Annotated in this window: 15 protein-coding genes; 7 read left to right on the forward strand and 8 right to left on the reverse strand. The window is 58.0% G+C overall.

Annotation, left to right across the window (positions count from 1 at the left end):
* Positions 1–78 precede the first annotated feature (78 nt).
* The 5 genes from BS640_RS09635 to BS640_RS09655 are packed head-to-tail and all read right to left on the reverse strand — an operon-like array spanning position 79 to position 6,592.
* Positions 79–1,704 (reverse strand): dipeptide ABC transporter ATP-binding protein, encoded by a 1,626-nt coding sequence (locus BS640_RS09635; RefSeq protein WP_084912466.1) that lies wholly within the window; start codon positions 1,702–1,704, stop codon positions 79–81.
* Positions 1,701–2,543: an ABC transporter permease gene (locus BS640_RS09640; protein WP_017491851.1), complete on the reverse strand. Its 843-nt coding sequence runs from the start codon at positions 2,541–2,543 to the stop codon at positions 1,701–1,703. The genes BS640_RS09635 and BS640_RS09640 overlap by 4 nt, the downstream gene beginning before the upstream one ends.
* Positions 2,540–3,550, reverse strand: a complete 1,011-nt coding sequence (locus BS640_RS09645) for an ABC transporter permease (RefSeq protein WP_017491850.1) — start codon at positions 3,548–3,550, stop codon at positions 2,540–2,542. Before BS640_RS09645 ends, BS640_RS09640 begins: the two co-directional genes overlap by 4 nt.
* A gap of 21 nt (positions 3,551–3,571) precedes the next feature.
* On the reverse strand, positions 3,572–5,224 hold the full coding sequence (locus BS640_RS09650; RefSeq protein ID WP_084912467.1) for an ABC transporter substrate-binding protein: 1,653 nt from the start codon (positions 5,222–5,224) through the stop codon (positions 3,572–3,574).
* Between the two features lie 18 nt (positions 5,225–5,242).
* A complete protein-coding gene (locus BS640_RS09655; protein WP_017491848.1) occupies positions 5,243–6,592 on the reverse strand; it encodes an LLM class flavin-dependent oxidoreductase in 1,350 nt (449 codons plus the stop codon).
* Positions 6,593–6,852: 260 nt separating this feature from the next.
* On the opposite strand from BS640_RS09655, the gene BS640_RS09660 reads away from it, so the two are divergent.
* The 6 genes from BS640_RS09660 (at position 6,853) to BS640_RS09685 (ending at position 12,076) form a co-directional block, all read left to right on the forward strand.
* Positions 6,853–7,779: an ABC transporter substrate-binding protein gene (locus BS640_RS09660; protein ID WP_017491847.1), complete on the forward strand. Its 927-nt coding sequence runs from the start codon at positions 6,853–6,855 to the stop codon at positions 7,777–7,779.
* Positions 7,780–7,794: 15 nt separating this feature from the next.
* Positions 7,795–8,343 (forward strand): GNAT family N-acetyltransferase, encoded by a 549-nt coding sequence (locus BS640_RS09665; RefSeq protein ID WP_017491846.1) that lies wholly within the window; start codon positions 7,795–7,797, stop codon positions 8,341–8,343.
* On the forward strand, positions 8,336–9,250 hold the full coding sequence (locus BS640_RS09670) for an amino acid ABC transporter permease (RefSeq protein ID WP_017491845.1): 915 nt from the start codon (positions 8,336–8,338) through the stop codon (positions 9,248–9,250). Before BS640_RS09665 ends, BS640_RS09670 begins: the two co-directional genes overlap by 8 nt.
* A gap of 15 nt (positions 9,251–9,265) precedes the next feature.
* On the forward strand, positions 9,266–10,111 hold the full coding sequence (locus BS640_RS09675; RefSeq protein ID WP_084912468.1) for an amino acid ABC transporter ATP-binding protein: 846 nt from the start codon (positions 9,266–9,268) through the stop codon (positions 10,109–10,111).
* A 273-nt stretch (positions 10,112–10,384) separates the two neighbouring features.
* Positions 10,385–10,819 carry a MarR family winged helix-turn-helix transcriptional regulator gene (locus BS640_RS09680; RefSeq protein WP_017491843.1) on the forward strand — a complete coding sequence of 145 codons (435 nt, stop codon included), beginning with the start codon at positions 10,385–10,387 and terminating at the stop codon, positions 10,817–10,819.
* A 27-nt stretch (positions 10,820–10,846) separates the two neighbouring features.
* Positions 10,847–12,076 carry an MFS transporter gene (locus tag BS640_RS09685; protein WP_084912469.1) on the forward strand — a complete coding sequence of 410 codons (1,230 nt, stop codon included), beginning with the start codon at positions 10,847–10,849 and terminating at the stop codon, positions 12,074–12,076.
* 22 nt (positions 12,077–12,098) lie between these two features.
* On the opposite strand, the gene BS640_RS09690 is transcribed toward BS640_RS09685, so the two are convergent.
* Entirely contained in the window at positions 12,099–12,626 is a 528-nt protein-coding gene (locus BS640_RS09690) for a DUF2867 domain-containing protein (RefSeq protein WP_084912470.1), read from the reverse strand.
* 105 nt (positions 12,627–12,731) lie between these two features.
* Positions 12,732–13,025: a (4S)-4-hydroxy-5-phosphonooxypentane-2,3-dione isomerase gene (gene lsrG / locus BS640_RS09695; protein WP_017491840.1), complete on the reverse strand. Its 294-nt coding sequence runs from the start codon at positions 13,023–13,025 to the stop codon at positions 12,732–12,734.
* Between the two features lie 193 nt (positions 13,026–13,218).
* Between lsrG and lsrK the strand changes: the two genes are divergently transcribed.
* Positions 13,219–14,811 carry an autoinducer-2 kinase gene (lsrK, locus tag BS640_RS09700; RefSeq protein ID WP_084912471.1) on the forward strand — a complete coding sequence of 531 codons (1,593 nt, stop codon included), beginning with the start codon at positions 13,219–13,221 and terminating at the stop codon, positions 14,809–14,811.
* A 1-nt stretch (position 14,812) separates the two neighbouring features.
* Here the strand turns inward: lsrK and nac are convergent, their stop codons facing one another.
* On the reverse strand, positions 14,813–15,742 hold the full coding sequence (gene nac, locus BS640_RS09705) for a nitrogen assimilation transcriptional regulator NAC (protein WP_017491838.1): 930 nt from the start codon (positions 15,740–15,742) through the stop codon (positions 14,813–14,815).
* Positions 15,743–15,892 lie beyond the last annotated feature (150 nt).

Below are 15,892 nucleotides of genomic sequence, written 5' to 3' on the forward strand. Positions count from 1 at the left end.
AAACTAAAAGATATAACCTCCGCTGCATAAAAAAACCGCTTAAGAATAAATAAGCGGTTTACACTTCGCGGCGTGAAATTACGCCACCGCCCTTCCCCGACCCGGGATGTGGCTCAACAATTGGCGGGTATAGTCGCTTCGCGGGCTGTCAAAAACCTGCTCCGCCGTCGCCTGCTCAACCACCTTGCCATGCTGCATCACCACCACATAGTCGGAAATCTGCCTTACCACCGCGAGGTCGTGGGAGATAAACAGATAGCTCAGCCCGAGTTCGCGCTGTAGCTTGTCGAGCAAAGTCAAAATCTGCGACTGTACGGCGGCATCAAGCGCCGATACCGGCTCGTCGAGGACCACCAGTTCGGGTGAAATGGCCAGCGCACGGGCAATCGCCACCCGCTGACGCTGCCCCCCGGAAAGCGCAGAAGGCCGCACATCGAGCAGGCGACGCGGCAACTCTACGCTGTCCATCAGCCACTCGGCCCGCTCGCGACGAGTTTTGCGGTCACCGATACGAAAGGCTTCCAGCGGCTCGGTAATGATCTCCAGCAGCGACATTTTCGGGTCTAGCGAGGCGTAAGGGTTCTGATACACCACCTGCACCCGGCGGCGAAATGCCTGTCGGTCGGCACGGTTCGGTGCGCTAAAGTCTTTGCCGTCAAACTCAATTCGTCCTTCGTCCTGCGCCTCTAGCCCAAGCAGCATGCGCACGGTGGTCGATTTACCCGAGCCGGACTCGCCAACCAGGCTGGTCGTGCCCCCGCGCACCACAGGAAACGATACCCGATCGACGGCGGTAAAGGTTCCACCGCCGCCGGAAGCGAAGCGCTTAACTAATCCCTCGGCGCGCAGCAGCACGTCGCTGTGCTGCACGCCAAGCCGACGCGGCACCTCAAAAAAGGCCGGTGAAGCATGCAACAGCTGGCGTGTATAGGCGTGTTTGGGCTGATTAAACAGCGCAGCGGCCGGGCCGCTTTCTACCACCTTGCCCTGCTGCATCACCAGCACCCGATCGGCGCGTTCGAGCGCGACCTGCAGGTCATGGGTTATCAGCAGCAGCGCGATGCCCTTGCTGCGCACGATGCTCTCGAGGGCGTCCAGCACCTGTTTCTGCACGCTGACGTCCAGCGCGCTGGTTGGCTCGTCGGCAATAATCAGTTTGGGATGATGACTCATCGCCATCGCCAGCAGCACGCGTTGACGCATGCCGCCTGAAAGCTGATGCGGATAACTGTGCAGCACCCGCTGTGGGTCATGCAGCCCGACTTCGGCCAGCAGACCTTCGACCCTTACCGCCGCCTGCTTCTTGCTCACGCCGTGCAGCGTCAATGCCTCGAGCATCTGCTTCCCTATGGTCTGAATCGGGTTGAGCGACTGCCCGGGATCCTGCGGTACGAAGCCGATATCCAGCCCTCGCAGCTGCTGCCAGCGCCGCTGACCCGCATTTTCCAGCGACTCACCGTCAAGAGATAAGGTCCCCGAGAGCCGCTGCGCCTGTCTGCCCAGCAGCCCCACCAGCGCGGAGGCGGTGGTTGACTTACCTGAGCCGGAACCACCGACAATCGCCAGCACCTCGCCGGGCGCGAGCTGTAAATCCAACTCGTCTACCGCGCGCAGCGTCTGGCCATCTTTCAACCGGTAGTCAATGCTCAGTCTTTCGACCGACAGTAAAACCGGCTTAGCCTGAATTTCTGGAGTCTGACTCATTGTTCCTCCGCCCTGTCTTGAATGAAACCGGCAACGCGATTAGTGGCCAGTACGGCGAACACAATCATCAGCCCCGGGAGCGTGGTGTACCACCAGGCGGCGGCGATATAGTTACGCCCCTCAGACACCAGCAGCCCCCACTCCGGCTGCGGCGGCGGAGCGCCAAAGCCGAGAAAGCTCAGCGCCGATACCGACAGCAGCGCAAAGCCAAACTCGAGCGCCGCCAGCGACAGCACCGGAGCGAGCGCGTGCGGCAGGATGTGGCGTCGAATAATCGTCAGATGACTCACGCCCCCGGCGCGGGCCGCTTCAACGAACAGATTAACCTTGCTGCGCAATACTTCACCGCGCGACAGCCGGGCGAAGGTGGCGATAGACGACAGCCCGACGGCAATTGCGATATGCAGCGTGCCAAAGCCCAACACCGTCACAATGGCCATCGCCAGCAGCAGGTTGGGGATCGCCATCAGCACGTCGATGATACGCATAAACAGGTGATCGGTTTGTCCCCCGATATAACCGGCAATCACCCCGACGCTCGCCCCCACAACCAGCGCAATCGCCACCGAAAACAGCGTCGCCTTGAGGGTAAGCGCGGTACCAAACACCGTGCGGCTGTAGATATCACGCCCGAGGTGATCGGTGCCGAACCAGTGCGCAAGCGACGGCGGCTGCAAGGCTACCAGCGGGTTGCCGACCAACGGATCCTGATGCGCAAAAATAGCGGGAACCACGCCCCACAGCGCAATCAGCAGCAGCACCACCAGGCTGAGCCACAGCGTAAAAGCAAAGCGTGGACGCGAGGCCAGACGGCGCTCACCGGGCAGAATTAAGCTCATTTGCCCCCTCCCGCCGAGCCGCTGTCAATGCGCGGGTCAAGCAACGGATACAGCAGGTCCACCACGAAGTTGACCAGCACGAAGACCGTCGCGGCGGTTAACACCACCCCCTGCACCACCGGAATATCCTGCGTGGAGACCGCGCCCTGCGCCAGCCTGCCGAGGCCCTCGCGCGAGAAAATGGTTTCGGTCACCACCGCCCCGGCCAGCAAGTGTCCAAAGATCATGCCGGTCAGCGTCAACAGCGGGACCGCCGCATTGGGCAGCACGTGTCGCCACAGCAGATGTGCGGTGCTGGCCCCCTTGAGACGAAGCGCATCGATAAACGGCCGACGCCACACTTCGGCAAGCGACCGGCTCATTACCTGCGCCAGCGTGGCCGCCGTAGGTACCGCCAGCGTCAAGGTCGGCAGCACCAACGACTGCCAGCCATGGTTGCCCATCGCAGGAAACCACGGTCGGGTGAACGAGAACGCCTGTAGCAACAGCAGGCCAAGCCAGAACGTCGGCAGCGCCGCGCCGAGCGAGGGTAAGGTCAGTAACGCCGACTTTATGCGCCCCGCAGGCAATACGCTCACCCCGGCGGCCAGCCCCCCGCCGATAACGATGGCAACCGCCAACGCACAGACGGCCAGCAGCAACGTCGGCGGTAGCGCCTGCATTACCAGACGCGTCACCGGATCGCCACTGACAATAGAATGCCCAAGATTGAGGTGCAGCAGGTCCCAAATCGCCCAGGCGTACTGCACATAAAACGGCTGGTCGAGGTGGTATTGCGCCTTGAGCGCATTGACCTGCGCGATGTCCACAGTGCTCTGTTCACCCTGATTGAGCATGATGGTCACCGGGTCCGACGGCAGAATATAGAGGATCAGGAAGGTGAGCGTGTAGGCCGCCCACAGGACGGCAACACTCATCAACACCCGCTTCACCAGCCGAGGGAGGCGAAGAGAGGGGCGATTAATCTTGTCAATTGGGTTGTCCGAAACCCAGGTTTTGTCTGTCATGCGCCCCTCTTCTCTCGGTTATTACTTTGGCGAAAGCCAGGTGTCATAAAGCTGGAAGCGCGACGACGCATCGTAGCGGAAGCCGTGCACGTTATTGCCGGTAGCAATCACCGTCGCCAGCTCGACCAGTGGAATCGCGTCGCCGTCGGCAATCAGCCCCTTCGCCGCGTCGGTCACCAGTTGCTGACGCTTTTCGGTGTCCAGGGTCTGGCTCGACTGCTGAAGCGCGGTGTCAATCTGGTTCGCCCCGCGCTTGTTCACGTTGCGTCCCCCCGGACCGGCATCGAACACCGTACGCAGAACGTCCGGGTCAGAACGGGTCAGGTTATAGAACTCAGCCTCCTGTGCGCCGCTGGACTGACGGGCGATCACTTGCCCTATCGGCGCCTTGTCAAGCTGCATATCGATTCCTACCTGCTTTAGCTGCTGCTGAACCAACTCGATAAACGGCGCAGACTGCCAGTAGGTCAGCGTAAAGCTCAGACGCTTGCCGTCCTTCACGCGCACACCGTCCGCCCCCACTTTCCAGCCGTCGTTGTCTAACAGACTCTTGGCCGCCTGCGGGTCATACTTGAGCTGGCTCGAGAGGTTCTGATACAGCGGCGTCGTTTTCGCCAGCACAGAGCTGGCCGGTGCCTGATAGCGCGAAAGAATCGGTTGCAGCGCCGCGCGGTCAATCGCCAGATTCAGCGCCTGACGCACGTTAATGTCCGCCATCAGGGGTTTCGACTGATTCGGGAACAGGCTGTAGACCAGCCCCGGGTTAGTGCGGGCAATAATCGGTAATTTCTTGGCCAGAATCAGCGGTTCGTCCTGCGGCGTCACGCCTGCATTGAGGTCGAGCTGTCCCGAAACCAGGCTGCCAAAACGCACGCCGGATTCGGGGATAACGCGATACTCGATGCCGTCGAGATAGCTGTCACCCTGATGCTTCGCCAGCGACGACGGCCATTTGTAGCCGCTACGACGGGTGATATCGACCTTCTGATTGTGCACAAAGGTCGAAAGCACGAACGGCCCAGTGCCGATAAGACCGCCCTGACAGCGCGCGTCCACCGTGGCTTTCACCGTCTGGGAAGCGAAGAACCCGAGGCTCATGGTCGAGGTCGCCTGCAGGAATTGGGCGTTCGGCTGCGCAAACACGACAGTGACGTGATTGGCGTCCGGGGTATCGATTTCGGTGAGGCCCTTCAGATAGGTCGAGGCCAGCGAGGCGCGGGCACCCATGGCCACGATCGCTTGAAGATTATCCTTGACCGACTGGGCGTTAAAGGCGGTACCGTCGCTGAAGGTCACCCCGTCACGCAGGGTAAAACTGAAGCGGCGGTTGTCGTCGCTGACCTTCCAGTCGGTTGCCAGCCACGGCACAATCTTGCCGGTGGCGGGGTCCTGATCGGTCAGTGAATCGGTTAACTGACGGCCAATATTGAGCGAATTGTTGTTGCCGACCTGCTGCGGATCGAGGCAGTTGGGGTCGGTGTCGATAGCCACGACCAGCGTACCGCCGCTGTGAGGCGTATCGGCGGCAGCTTTATGGTCGGCGGTCGCGGCCTGCGGTTTGTCACAGGCAGAAAGCGCGGTGGCGATCATCAGAGGAAAAACAAGCCGGCGCAGTCGCGCGCCGGTGGTAGTGTTCCCCGTTACAGCGGTATTGAAAGCAAAGCGTTCCTGCACGTCCCTATCCTTTTTTAATTATTTAGCCGCGACGTCTTCAGACTGATACGCCCTGCTTTTGTTGGCATAACGGTTGGTCTTGAAGGGGATATCCAAACGTTCACGCAGCGTCTTCGCCTCGGTCGACGGATGCCAGTAGCCGCGTTCAGCCAGAATCGGCAGTACCAGACGCGTGACGTCATCAAGCGCCTCGGTCAGCACCGGCCCGCTGATGATAAAGCCCGTTGCGCCGCCCTCTTCGACCCAGCGAATAAAGGTGTCAGCCACCTGCTCCGGCGTACCGAAGAATTCGCCCTTCGGCAGCGTGGTGCGGAACGCTATGTCACGCAGCGTCAGGTTCTCTTCTTTAGCCAGGCGCTTTATCTGATCGGTTGTCGAACGGAAGGTGTTCTGTCCTAAATCGCCGACGTCTGGGAAAGGACCGTCCAGCGGATACTGCGAGAAGTCGTGGTGGTCAAAGAAACGTCCCAGATAGGCCAGCGCGTCGTCGACCGACAGCAGTGACAGCAGATACTGGTATTTGGCTTCGGCCTCTTCCTCGGTACGGCCAACGATAGGGCTGATGCCTGGGAAAATGCCCACCGGATGACGATGATTTTTAGCCACTTCCTGCTGTAGTTTAGTGCTGTACTCCTGCGCCTCTTCCAAAGTGCGCGCGTTGGTGAACACCGCATCGGCAGATTTACCCGCCAGCGCAATCCCGGTGTCCGAAGCACCCGCCTGGAAGATAACCGGCTGTCCCTGCGGAGAGCGCTGAATGTTCAGCGGGCCAGCGACCGAGAAGAAACGTCCTTCGTGGTTCAGTTTGTGCAGCTTGGAGGCATCGAAGAACACGCCGCTTTCGCGATCGCGAGTGAAAGCATCGTCTTCCCACGAGTCCCACAGCCCCTGCACCACGTTGATATATTCCTCGGCAATCTGGTAACGCAGCGAGTGCTCGGGATGGTCCTTGCCAAAGTTCTTGGCAGACCCTGCCAGCGGCGAGGTGACCACGTTCCAACCCGCGCGTCCCTGACTGATGTTGTCGATAGAGGCCAGCTGGCGCGCCACGGTGAAGGGGTCGCTGTATGAGGTAGAAATGGTGCCCGCCAGACCGATATTCTGGGTCACCGACGCCAGCGCCGACAGCAGCGCAATAGGTTCGAAACGGTTGAGGAAGTGCGGCAGCGATTTTTCATTGATATGCAAACCGTCGGCGACAAAAAGGAAGTCGAAATTCGCTGCCTCGGCGCGCAGCGCCAGCTCTCTAAAGTAGGGGAAATTAACGCTGGCGTCGGCGGGTGCCTTCTCATGACGCCATGAATTCATATGCCCACCGGCACCGTGCAACATCAGGCCTAATTTAATACTTTTCTTTGATTGGCTCATGGGAAGCATCCTTTATTACAGAGAGGTTTTATTTGATATTTCCATAAAACCCGGATCCCGCTAAATACAAAAACGTCCCATTAATTGCCACTATTTAGCTATAGATAATATCGGCCATTTTCCCTGGTTGTCTTTAATCCCTCCGCATTTCCACTTTATCAATTTGGATAGTCATTTTTGTTGTTTTACTTCGGGTTAAGCCTCGGGAATAGTGAAAATCAACAGCTCAACGAGTTAAAAACACAGGATAAATAATAACAATGATGCACAGAGCCAAATTAACCGTCGTCGCCGCCTTATTAGGTATTTCATCGCTGGCCCACGCTGCCAATACCGGTATTGATCTCGTTGCCAACGAGAAGCCAATAGACACGCCTAAAAGCGCCGAAGCGGCAGCCAAAATACCGGCAAATTTTAAATTCGTGACGCCCGGTACGTTAACGGTCGCGATCGCCGTATTAGGCAGCTCCCCGCCGTTTGGTACTTACGCCAGAGACAACAAAACGATTATCGGCAGCGAAGCGGATATCGCCCGCCTGGTTGCCGACGGCCTGGGCCTGAAGCTTAAGCTGGTGCCTTCTGCATGGGAAGACTGGCCGTTGGGCGTGACCTCCGGTAAATACGACGCCGCAATCTTCAACATAACCGTCACCAAAGAGCGTAAGGAAAAGTTCGACTTCGCCACTTATCGTCAGGACACGCTGGGCTTCTACGTGAAATCCACCAGCAGCATCACCTCGATAAAATCTGCGCCTGATATCGCCGGTAAACGCATTATTGTCGGCTCGGGCACCAATCAGGAAGCGGTGCTGCTGGCCTGGGACAAAGAGAATCAGGCTAAAGGGCTCAAGCCGTTTACGCCGATTTACGTGACCGACAACGCCGCGTCTTCGCTGGCGCTTCAGTCAGGCCGTGCCGACGCCACCTTTGGACCTAACGTCTCCGCCGCCTACCAGTCAAGGCTGACGGGCAACACCAAGCTGGTTGGCATCGTGCCGGGCGGTTGGCCGAAAACGGCCAATATCGCGGTCACCATCAAAAAAGGTAACGGACTGGTCAACGCGGTGCAGGCTTCTCTGAACAGCGCGATTGCCAGCGGCGCCTACATCAAGGTGCTGGACCGTTGGGCCGAAGCCTCTGAGAAAATCGATCACTCAGAGATTAATCCGCCGGGCCTCGGCGACTGATTGAGGACATGACCTATGAGCCAGGACAAGTTTATTCATACTCAAGCCGACAACCCGCTGATCGTGCCGATTATCGAGGGTCTGTTTGGTGAATACCGCGCACGCTACGGTGACTTTTTTAGCAACAATCAGGAAGTGGATCCACCGAGCCTGTATGCCGCGCCGGACGGCGTTTTTATTGTGCTACTGCGCGATGAGCGACCGATTGCGATGGGTGCCTACAAACGTTATGACGAGAACACCGCCGAGCTGAAGCGCATCTGGACCGACTCGGCGCTGCGCCGTCAGGGGCTGGCGCAGAAGGTGGTGCAAGAGCTGGAGCGTCTGGCGCTGAATCAGGGCTATACGCGGGTGTTTCTGACCACCGGTTTCCGTCAGCCGGAAGCGGTAAAACTCTATCTGTCTCAAGGTTATGATCCACAGTTTGATATTACGTTGGACCGTGAAATATTTTCTAAACCGCCCTACGACGGCCGTCTGCGTTTCCTGAAGTCGCTAACGCCGACCGCTGCCGTAAAAGAGACCACGCTGGTCAAAGATTTGAAGGAAAAGGCCTATGACTGATTCAAGCCCGCGCCCTACTCCTTCTGCTCCGCTTAAGGTTGTTCCGGCTCGTTACCCCCTGCGCCTTCTCGGCGCAGTTTTCGCCCTGTTTATCCTGTTAGCCATCGTACAGTCGGTTGCCACCAACCCTCGCTGGGAATGGGCGGTATTCCGTCAGTGGTTCTTCAACCCGGTTATCCTTGAAGGTCTCGGCAGAACGCTGCTGCTGACGCTGCTCGGCACCGTATTTGGTATCATTTTTGGCACCCTTTTAGCCCTTGCGCGTTTATCAAAATCCTATTTATTGAACTCACTGGCCTGGGCATACATCTGGCTGTTCCGCTCCCTGCCGCTGCTGCTGGTGCTGATTGTTCTCTATAACTTCTCTTACCTGTACGACAACCTGTCGTTGGGTATTCCGTTTACCTCGATTGAGTTCTTTAAACACCCGACCGTTGACCTGCTGGACCAGTTCACCGTCGCGGTGATTGGCCTCTCCGCCGTGCAGTCAGCCTATACCGCCGAGATTATTCGCGGGGGCATCGTCGGCGTCGAGCAAGGCCAACATGAAGCCGCCGCCGCGCTGGGCCTGCCGGGGTATCGTCGCACCTTCCGCATCATTCTGCCGCAGGCGCTGCGGGCGATTATCCCCACCGGTTTCAATGAAGTGATCGGTCTCGCGAAAGGCACGTCCATCGTGTATGTACTGGCGATGCCTGACCTGTTCTATACCGTACAAGTTCTGTATAACCGCTCGCAGCAGGTTATCCCGATGCTGATGGTCGCCACCGTCTGGTATCTGGTCATCACTACCGTTCTGTCTGTGCTGCAGTATTACGTCGAGCGTTATTTCTCTCGCGGTGCAACGCGTCAGGTTGCGCCAACCCCGCTACAGCGTCTGCGCCTGTGGCGTACCGCAAAGCCTTAACTGGAGCGATGAACTATGTCAGAAGCTTTTGATCTCTACGTGACGCGCCCCGGGCAGGCGGCGCCGGAAGCGGTGGCCACCCCGCGTACACGCACCCAGACCGCAGGCCGAATTGAAATCAGCAATCTCAGCAAATCTTTTGGGCTGCACAAGGCGCTGAACGACGTCAGCCTGACGATTGAGCCCGGCACGGTGACGGTGATCCTCGGCCCTTCCGGCTCGGGAAAATCGACCCTGCTGCGCACCATCAACCATCTTGAACGGGTTGATGAAGGCTTTATTCAGATAGACGGCGATTACGTCGGCTATCGTCGTAAAGGTGACAAGCTGTACGAGCTGAAGGAAAAAGCTATCCTCAAGCAGCGTATCCACTGCGGCTATGTGTTCCAGAACTTTAACCTGTTCCCGCACATGACCGTGCTGGACAACATCATTGAAGCACCGATTGTCCACGGGCTGCTAAACCGTAAACAGGCCATAGAGCGCGCCTATGAGCTGCTGGATACCGTGGGTCTGCGCGAAAAAGCTAACGCCTGGCCGCGCCACCTTTCCGGTGGGCAGCAGCAGCGTATCGCCATCGCGCGTGCACTGGCGCTCAACCCGAAGGTGATGCTGTTTGATGAACCGACCTCGGCGCTGGATCCGGAGCTGGTCGGTGAAGTCTTGGACGTGATTAAAAAGTTGGCCGAATCTGGCGTTACCCTGGTGGTGGTCACTCATGAGATTGGCTTCGCGCGTCAGGTTGCCGACCGAGTGGTATTCATGGTGGACGGTGCGGTGGTTGAAACCGGCAGCGCGTCTCAGGTGTTGGACAACCCGCGTCATCAGCGTACCCGCCGCTTCCTCGAAAAAGTGCTATAAACCGCCGAAATAAAGGGCGATCCAGGCAAGGCTCGATAATCGTTGAAGCCTGCCCTGGACGCCCTGCTAATAAGACAGTGCCGCTGACGCCGCCCCGCTATCCGCCTCTGCAGATGAACATCCAACGCGCCCAACGGCACCACCGCATCATAATAAATCATGCCGCCCTTCTCGATTGAAAAGTACACACTCGGTTACACAGGTAAACTGTACAGCTAAACTGCACAGTTCTACACTTTCATCATGTTAGTTACTCTGCTTAGAGATCCTACGATGAATGAGTCCCTGCCCCTCAACGCGCTGGCCGCCGAACTGCGTATTTCTGCCGGAAAACTGGTCCGCAGAATGCGTGAACAGTCGCGCCCCGGTGATTTCACCACCTCGCAAAAGTCGGTGCTGTTGCGTATCGACAGAGACGGCCCAGCGACGGTGTCGGCGCTGGCCCGTGCAGAAAGCGTGCGCCCGCAGTCAATGCGCATGACGGTGGCGGCATTGCAGACGTTGGGCGCACTGAGCGGCAGCCCCGACCCCACCGATGGACGCCAGACCCTGGTTTCGCTGACCCCCGCTTTTCGTAAGAAGCTTAACGCCAGCCGCGCCGCAAAGGAGGACTGGCTGGTACAGGCACTGCAACACCAGCTTACGGCCAGCGAACAGCAACAGCTGGCCGCTACGTTACAACTGATACAACGACTTGCTGACTACTGAGTCATTACCTTCTTAGAGCGCTAAAATATGACCACCACTACAAAAGGCGTTTTCCGATCCCTACGGATCTTCAACTACCGCGTCTGGGCCGCTGGCGCGCTTATCTCCAATATCGGTACCTGGATGCAGCGCACGGCGCAGGACTGGCTGGTACTGACCCAGCTCACCCACCACAACGCCTCGGCGGTGGGTATTGTCATGGCGTTGCAGTTTGGCCCGCAGATGCTGCTGCTGCCGTGGACCGGCTTTGCCGCCGACTATTTCAACCAACGCAAGATGCTGATGTTTACGCAGGCGACGATGGGCGCATTGGCCATCGTACTGGGTATCATGACCGTCGCTGGGGTGGTGCAGCTGTGGCACGTTTATGTGTTCGCCTTTCTGTTCGGCTGCGTGTCGGCCTTCGATGCGCCGGTCAGGCAAACCTTCGTGGCCGAACTGGTGGGAGACGCCGACCTGTCGAACGCGGTGGCGCTCAACTCGACCTCATTCAACGCGGCGCGGATGGTGGGACCGGCGATTGCCGGACTGACTATCGCCTCGGTCGGGACCGGTTGGGCATTTATCGTTAACGGTATCAGCTTTATTGCGGTGCTGACCTCGCTGTCGCTGTTCCGCCTCGATGAGCTGCACCCCAACGCCCGCGCGGCGCGTAAAAAAGGCAGCTTCCTCGAAGGGTTTAGCTACGTCTGGGCGCGGCCCGACCTGAAGGCATCGATGATTATGCTGTTCCTGATTGGCACCTTCGGCCTTAATTACCCGATATTTCTTTCGACCATGGCGGTCAGCGTGTTCCATACCGACGCACGAGGATACGGCATGCTCTCGACCTTTATGGCGATTGGGACTATCTCGGGTGCGCTGCTGGCGGCGGGACGGGACAAACCCAGGTTTAACCTGATGATAGTCGGTGCTTCCTTTTTCGGCCTCGGCGGACTGCTTGCCGCCTTGGCTCCGACCTATTGGCTGTTCGCCGCTTCGCTCATTGTCATCGGCGTCGCGGCTCTGACTTTCATGAACACCAGCGGCAGCCTGATGCAGCTCTCGACCGAACCCGCGATGCGTGGCCGGGTGATGGCGCTACGCGTGGGCGTTGCGTTGGGAGGAACGCCGATTGGTGCGCCGATCGTCGGTTGGGTCGCCGACAACTTCGGGCCGCGCTGGTCGCTGGGAGTCGGCGCAGCAGCAGGCTTTCTTGCCGCGCTGGTTGGGCTTTACGCCATCATGCAGCAGAAGAAAAATCCGCAGCCGATTTAATGATTGCCCCGCAGAGCAGGCTCTATTGCAGCCACTTCCTTGACCGGTGCAGGCTGGCTCTGACCACCAGAATATGAAAGGGTTTTATCGCGGCAAGATAGGCGTGGCCGAGCAGGTTGTGGCAGTGAACCACGGTTGTCGCAACCAGCTCATCGCCGTTGGGACCCTCGCGGCGAAATATCGACAGGCGAAAATCAAGATGATCGTCATCTTCGCCGAAAATAATCTCGCGTTCGGAACGGCTTAATACCCGGAAGAAGTCGATTTTTTCGGCCTGCTGCCCGTCTATTTCCGCTCGCAGCGTGCGCGTTGTCTTAAGACCAAAAGAGGCGGCTCCCTTATCGCGAAGGGCAAGCAATGCCTTGAACCACGGCGCAGGATGACCGAGCACCGCCTGTGCCAAGGCATTGATATCGCGGGTATCTTCAGGCAGCAGCTTGAGGGTAAAGGCATCGACCAGATTCGCACGCTGATAATACGGCGTCAGCTGGCTGTCGACGGGGGGTTTAGCCGATTTTATACGGCCTTCGCAAGACGGAAATAGCGCCATGATTCTCATCCCTAAAGAGTGAAAGAATTTCCTGTACAGGGATGAGATTAGCAGCTGTTAATGCGTTGACTGCGTTTTTATCGCATCCTTTAGTGTCAATAAATGCTACTGCGGGAAAATGCCCTTAAAGCTGGTTTTCTTGCGCGGTTCGGTCATTAGCGACGCCAGCGCATCGACGCAGGCGAGGTAATGCGGCGTTTTCTTGTGGGCGTTTACCGCCTCAATATCGCGATAGGCTTCGTAAACATAAAAGCGCGTTGGCACTTTTTCGTCCTGTAATACGTCAAATCGCAAATTTCCCGCTTCCTGTAATGCACCAAGATGGTTCAACTCGAAGACGCGTAAAAACTCATCGACCTTATCGGCCTTAACGTTAATTTCAACCAGGGTGACTTCCATCATCCTCTCCTTTTGGCAGGCCTGGGTTTATTGATACCTGAAAGAGTTTAGCCGCTGTATCGCGCGGGCCGTGGACACATTAAAGGAAATGCAAGACACATCACAATTAGCAAACTTTGCCGCTCAAATAATTGTTATCACAGCAAAACAGCGCCCACTATTAGTCTAGGTTTCCACTCAAGAGAGGATGAGTATGAACTCACCCAGCACCTCGTCAGGCAATGCGTCTTATCTTATGGCTCTGGATGCCGGCACCGGCAGCATTCGCGCGGTCATTTTTTCTCTTGAGGGTCAGCAGATAGCCGTAGGTCAGGCCGAATGGCAGCATAATCCGCTGGCAGACGTGCCGGGGTCGATGGAGTTCGACTTGCACAAAAACTGGCAACTCACCTGCCAATGCATTCGACAGGCGCTGGCCGCCGCTCACCTGCCCGCCTCGGCCATCGCCGCAGTTGCCGCCTGTTCGATGCGCGAAGGCATTGTTCTCTATGATAAATCTGGGGAACCCCTGTGGGCATGCGCCAACGTGGACTCCCGCGCGAGCCGTGAAGTCAGCGAGCTGAAAGAGATTCATCACGGAGAGTTCGAGCGAGAGGCCTATCTGCACTCTGGACAGACGCTGGCGCTCGGCGCGATGCCACGTTTGCTGTGGCTGGCGCATCACCGTCCGGATATCTATCGCCGGGCCGCCACCTTGACCATGATAAGCGACTGGCTTGCCTATATGCTGACCGGGGAACTTGCGGTTGATCCGTCTAATGCCGGCACCACCGGTATGCTGAGTCTGGAAACCCGCAACTGGCACCCCGAACTGCTCGAGCTTGCGGGTCTGCGCGCCGATATATTATCGCCGGTGCTGGAAACCGGCACCCGACTGGGCAGCGTGACCGCCCTCAGCGCGGAACAGTGTGGACTCAAGGCCGGCACGCCGGTCGGCATGGGCGGCGGCGACGTGCAGCTTGGCTCGCTCGGGCTTGGACTGGTCCACGCCGGACAAACGGCGGTACTGGGCGGCAGCTTCTGGCAGCAGGTGGTTAACCTGCCGCGCCCCGTGACCGACCCGCAGATGAATATCCGCATTAATCCGCACGTCATCCCCGGTATGGCACAGGCGGAGTGCATCAGTTTCTTTACCGGATTAACCATGCGCTGGTTCCGCGATGCCTTCTGCAGCGAAGAAAAGCTGCTGGCAGAGCGCCTGGGGGTAGATACCTATAGCCTGCTCGAAGAAATGGCGGCGCGGGTACCGGCGGGTTCCTGGGGCGTAATGCCTATCTTCTCCGACGCGATGCATTTCAAGAACTGGTACCACGCCGCGCCGTCGTTTATCAACCTGTCGATCGATCCGCAGAAGTGCAACAAGCAGACCTTATTCCGCGCGCTGGAGGAGAATGCCGCGATTGTCTCGGCCTGTAATCTTGATCTTATCGCCGAGTTTTCCGGGGTAAACGCCTCGTCGCTGGTGTTTGCCGGTGGCGGCTCGAAGGGCAAGCTGTGGAGTCAGATTCTGAGCGACGTCACCGGTAAACCGGTCAAAGTGCCACAGGTGAAAGAGGCGACGGCGCTGGGCTGTGCGATTGCCGCAGGCGTAGCGGCGGGGCTTTATCGGTCGCTGGCGGAAACCGGCGAGGCGCTCGTGCGCTGGGAGCGGGAATATCAGCCCAACGCTGCGCATCATGAGGGCTATATGGCGCAAAAAACTCACTGGCAGGCAGTCTATGCCGATCAGTTGACGCTGGTCGACAGCGGGCTGACCACCTCGATGTGGAAAGCCCCGGGCCTGTAAATCAGCTCACCGCCAGCAGCGGGCGCACCTCTTCGCGTTCGCGGCTTTCGGCCATCAGCGAGAGCAGAATTTTTTGTACCGCCTGGGCAGGCTGTGACAGCGGCAAATGGTCAGAAACACAGAGTGAAAGCGGAGCCTGAATCGACGGACTGCTGATGCAGGCCATCCAGGCATTGGCCGGTCCAACGATAGCGCGCGCCGCAGACTCCGGCAAAATAGTGGCTCCCAGACCGCTGGCAATCGCAGCGGTCAGCGTGCTGGCCGACTCTATTTCTCCGATCACTTTCGCCGCTAGCCTTCTCAGCACCATCGCGTCGTCCACCAGCTTGCGCAGCACGTCATGGGTGCGCGGCAGGAACAGGTTGAGCTTGGCGACGTCGGTCAATTCGACAAATTTACCCGGATTCGGCACCGAATGGGTGGCCACCAGATATAAATCTTCTTTTATCAGCGGCATATAGGACAGACCGGGGATCGGCTTGTTGCCGTACAGCACCGCCATGTCCATACGGCCATTGACCGTCTGGTCGATAAGCTCACTGCCAAAATTCTCGTTTAAATACAGTAGAATGCCGGGATGTTGTTCCCGCACCGCCTGCAACAGCGGCAACGCCAGCAACGATGCGGCAGTGCCGGGGGCCATGCCCACCGAGACCTGACCATTCAACGCCATGCCAGCACAGTTGACTGCGCTGTGCGCCTGCTCACACTGGCGCAGGATAGTTTGCGCGTGAGCATAAAGAATGTTGCCCGCCTCAGTCGGCGTTACCCCACGCTTGGTACGAACCAGAAGCTGCTGCTTCAGTTCACCTTCAAGCGTAGCCAGCTGTTGGCTCAGGGCCGGTTGAGCGATATGCAGCACATCTGCAGCCTGCGTGAGACTGCCGATATCGACGATTTTCACGAAGTACTTTAAGCGTCTGAGATTCATCTCTGTCTCCATCGAGCCTGGTGGTTGCATTAAGGGTAAAAAGGGTCGCCCCTGGCTGAAGCAAAATGTATTTATCATAATTTCCGTGAATACTTTATCCGCCGGAACCTGCTAAGTGATAAAGCAAGATCAAGGCCAATCAGGCAGTTA

This window comes from Rouxiella badensis, assembly GCF_002093665.1.
GTDB lineage: Bacteria > Pseudomonadota > Gammaproteobacteria > Enterobacterales > Enterobacteriaceae > Rouxiella > Rouxiella badensis.